The organism is Enterococcus sp. AZ128 (assembly GCF_051714485.1).
In the GTDB taxonomy this organism is placed as follows: domain Bacteria; phylum Bacillota; class Bacilli; order Lactobacillales; family Enterococcaceae; genus Enterococcus_A.
The window spans coordinates 1-3,439 of the sequence record NZ_JBIORZ010000012.1; the positions used below are offsets into that span (position 1 = coordinate 1).

Genomic DNA, 3,439 nt, shown 5'->3' on the forward strand with positions numbered 1-3,439 from the left:
CGGGGCTGTAGCGGGCGGCTGTATTAAATTTGGTTACAACAAGAATCCAAAACATGGCTGGAATTAAAAGAGCTGTTCTCAAAGGAATAATCCAAATAATGATGTTCATGTTAATTATTTGGATTCTCCTGTCTAAGTCTTCAAATTTTTCGATGCAAAATTTCTTAGCAGGAACTATTATTTTTGCACTAGGTGTAATAGCAAATATTTACTTCGAAAACTCACCAAAAAAGCGCCCATGAAAATGTGGGCGCTTTTTTTATTGTGAACTTTGATTTTGACCGGAGGCAATCGGACAGCTTGGAGATTGGGAAGCCGAAAGGCTGACCTTTCGCCAACGTCCGACAGCCCTCGGCAGAGCTCACCTTTACGGAGTAAAGTATAGTGAGTTATACTTTACATGGAAGTAGCTCCGAAAAAAACAAGAGACGAACCCAAAAAAAAGACTTGAGGGATGGATGATGGCGAAAATTGTTGCTCGCATGGTAAAAATGAAAGCAGGAAATTTAGGTGGGATTCAACGGCACAACCAACGCGAAACCGACAACCATTCAAACGAAGATATTGATACTGAGCGCTCGTACTTGAATTATGATTTAGTGAACGAATCACCCGTTAAATATAACGAGCATATTCATGAGATCATTGATTCTCAAAAAATCAGTAATCGCGCGGTGAGAAAAGATGCTGTCTTAGTCGATGAGTGGATTATCACGAGTGAAAAAAGTTTTTTTAAAGGGATCAACCAACGTGAATTTTTTCAATCAGCGGTTGATTATTTTTCTGATCGTTGCGGTAGTCAAAATATCGCTTATGCGACCGTTCATTTGGACGAAACGACCCCTCATATGCATTTAGGGATTGTTCCGATGACAGAAGGACGACTAAGCAGTAAAGCAGTTTTTAATCGCCAAAGTTTGAAGGAGATTCAGGAGGAGTTGCCAATCTATCTTCTCAATCAAGGGTTTGATATTGAACGTGGACTGCGTGGAAGTGAACGTCAGCACTTGTCTGTGCCTGAATACAAAGAGGTGCAGGAAAAGGTTGCTGAATTGAACGAACGGCTTCCAGCGTTCCGTGAGAGGGCTAAAAAGCTCGTTCAGAAAGAAAATCATTTAGCCGAAAAAGTTCGAACGCTCGATGAAATGACCAAAGACGCATTAGAAACATTAGAGGTTATCCGAGGGAAAGGGGATTATGCCTATGAGTGGACGGAAAAAAATATCGACTCGATTTTCACCGAAAAGAAACCTTTGTTGGGAAGACCGTTTCATGTTGTGACACATGAGGATTTTTTGGAATTAAAAAATAAAGCAGCGTCTTTATATACAGATAAAGGTTTGAATAACAAACTACGAAAAAAAGTTCAGTCATTGCAAATTGAAAATAAGGATTTGCGTGCGGAAACAGATGCAAAAGTTGAAAAGGCTATAAAAGACATTCGGCGTGAAAATACAGAATTGCGCAATGAAAATAAGGATTTGAAAATAGAGTTGCAACAAACGGAAGAAGATGTGTCGTTGATCGTTCAGAAAAGTGAACAGTTTCTAAAATATGAGCTTGGAGAACCTGAAGAAACGGTGCAAACATTTAAAGCATTCTTGGGCAAAGGGAAATCCTTGAATTTTACATGGGAATTTTTAAAGCCTGTTAGCGAGAAAATCTCTTTGATGGCTGATATAGCCTACAAGCGTATTTCAGAAAAAGTTTCGATTCCTAAAGCGGTTCGATTTGTTCAACGAGTGGTTGAGAGAGGAAGAGGAATAGAGAGATAGCGTAAAACCCCTCTGTTTTTCGTTTTAAGCCGTTTTAGAAAGAAAACGATAAATAAGGTGCTGTCAACGGTAAATCGAATTAGAGACGCTAAGAGAGGCGAATAAGCCCTCTTAGCGTCTCTTTGAGACTTTAAGGAGTTGACGGCTATAAACAAGACTCCACGCTCTTGATTCCCCCAACAATGATGTTGGGGATGCCCACAAGTGGCGAACGTGTAAAAGGTCGAGGAAATAATTTCCTCGTGGGTTTGGGCAACGCCCAAGGTTTTGATTTTAGCGAGTGAACGAAAGTGAACGCTGCAAGTAAAATGTGAGCGTGGTTTTTGCTCACTCCTTTTTGCACTTTTTTTTTAATTTTTTTTTTTTTTTTTTACACGCGCGCTAAAGGAGAATACTTTATAGATTACTTTTAAATACTTTTAAATACTTTAGGGGGGGGGCTGAATGCCTCTATATCAAGCCTGAGAGCATGGAACTATCGAAAAAAGTGCGACAACTATCGAAAAAAGTGCGACAACTATCGAAAAAAGTGCGACAACTATCGAAAAAAGTGCGAAATTTCTTGCGTGTTTTTCGATATCGAACTTTTATGCTATAATAGTTTTTGTTCTAGTTAGGAGTGTTGGAATTGAGTAAAAATAAAAAAGCTGAATTAGCTATTAAAGAGTTATTAGGTCGTCAAGAATATCTTGTCATGCAGGGGAACGACCTAGCAAGAGCTTTCGGCGGTTTAAAAGCCTTTGAACAACAGTTACTTGACTATTGTTTTAGCTTTGTGACAGCTGATTCAAAATCTAGTGATATTTACGAAGTTACTGCATGGGAAATCATTAAACATTTTGGACTAGCTACTTCTGGAACGAACTACAAGCGGATTGCTGAAGCTTTTAAACGGTTGAATGAAAATACCGCTTTGTATTTGCCAATAGAAGAAAATGGTGTACAAGGAATTGTTATGACCCAATTATTCTCAGAAATTAAATTCCTTGAAAATGGAAATGTCGCTTTTAAGTTTTCTGAACGTTCTGCCCCTCTAGTTTTTGATTTAAAAGAACATTACTATAGTTTCCGACTAGGTGAACTCTCTCAAATCAAAGGAAAATACGCTTTAATCATGCTAAAGCTATGGGAATCTAGCCGATATAAAAAAACTAAATATGCAACAATTAGTGGGACACTAGATGAATGGCAATCTTGGTTTTTGGAAGAAAATAAAAGAATGGACGCTGGGCGGTTCTACGCTGATGTTTTACAACGTGGTGGTGATGAACTTGAAAAGAAATTACCTGTTTCTATCACTTACACAAAACTAACTAGAGGTCGAAAAACAGTGGGGTTTGAAATCACGTTTACGGATACTAGTATTCAAGAGTTAGATGGAGAGCATGAAGACTAAAAATAGTTAAGCAACTGCGAAATTATCCATTTCAGGAACGATTTCCTTTGGTTCAGGAAGTATTTCCCTCTTGAAAATTATTGTGTGCTACATTCGAATTGCTTCAAAAATAATTTTAAGGAGTGTTCGCAATGCAAAACGTAAAAGAATTAAATATCCAAGAAATGCAAAAAATTAGTGGGGGTAACAGTTGTACTAATGGAACTATTGGAGGCGCTATAGCTGGGGCTCCAGGAGGTGCTTTAGGTATTTTAGCTGGAGCAGCTGG

At 38.4% G+C, this 3,439-nt stretch carries 3 protein-coding genes; all 3 read left to right on the plus strand.

What is annotated here, in order from left to right:
- Positions 1 to 461: 461 nt before the first annotated feature.
- Positions 462 to 1,775, plus strand: coding sequence for a MobV family relaxase (gene mobV, locus IGI38_RS24805; RefSeq protein ID WP_438734615.1), 1,314 nt, complete (start codon positions 462 to 464; stop codon positions 1,773 to 1,775).
- A 628-nt stretch (positions 1,776 to 2,403) separates the two neighbouring features.
- Positions 2,404 to 3,171, plus strand: coding sequence for a replication initiation protein (locus IGI38_RS24810; protein WP_438734617.1), 768 nt, complete (start codon positions 2,404 to 2,406; stop codon positions 3,169 to 3,171).
- 131 nt (positions 3,172 to 3,302) lie between these two features.
- Positions 3,303 to 3,439, plus strand: a 137-nt coding sequence (locus tag IGI38_RS24815) for a Blp family class II bacteriocin (RefSeq protein WP_438734618.1), incomplete at its 3' end; no start/stop codon positions are given.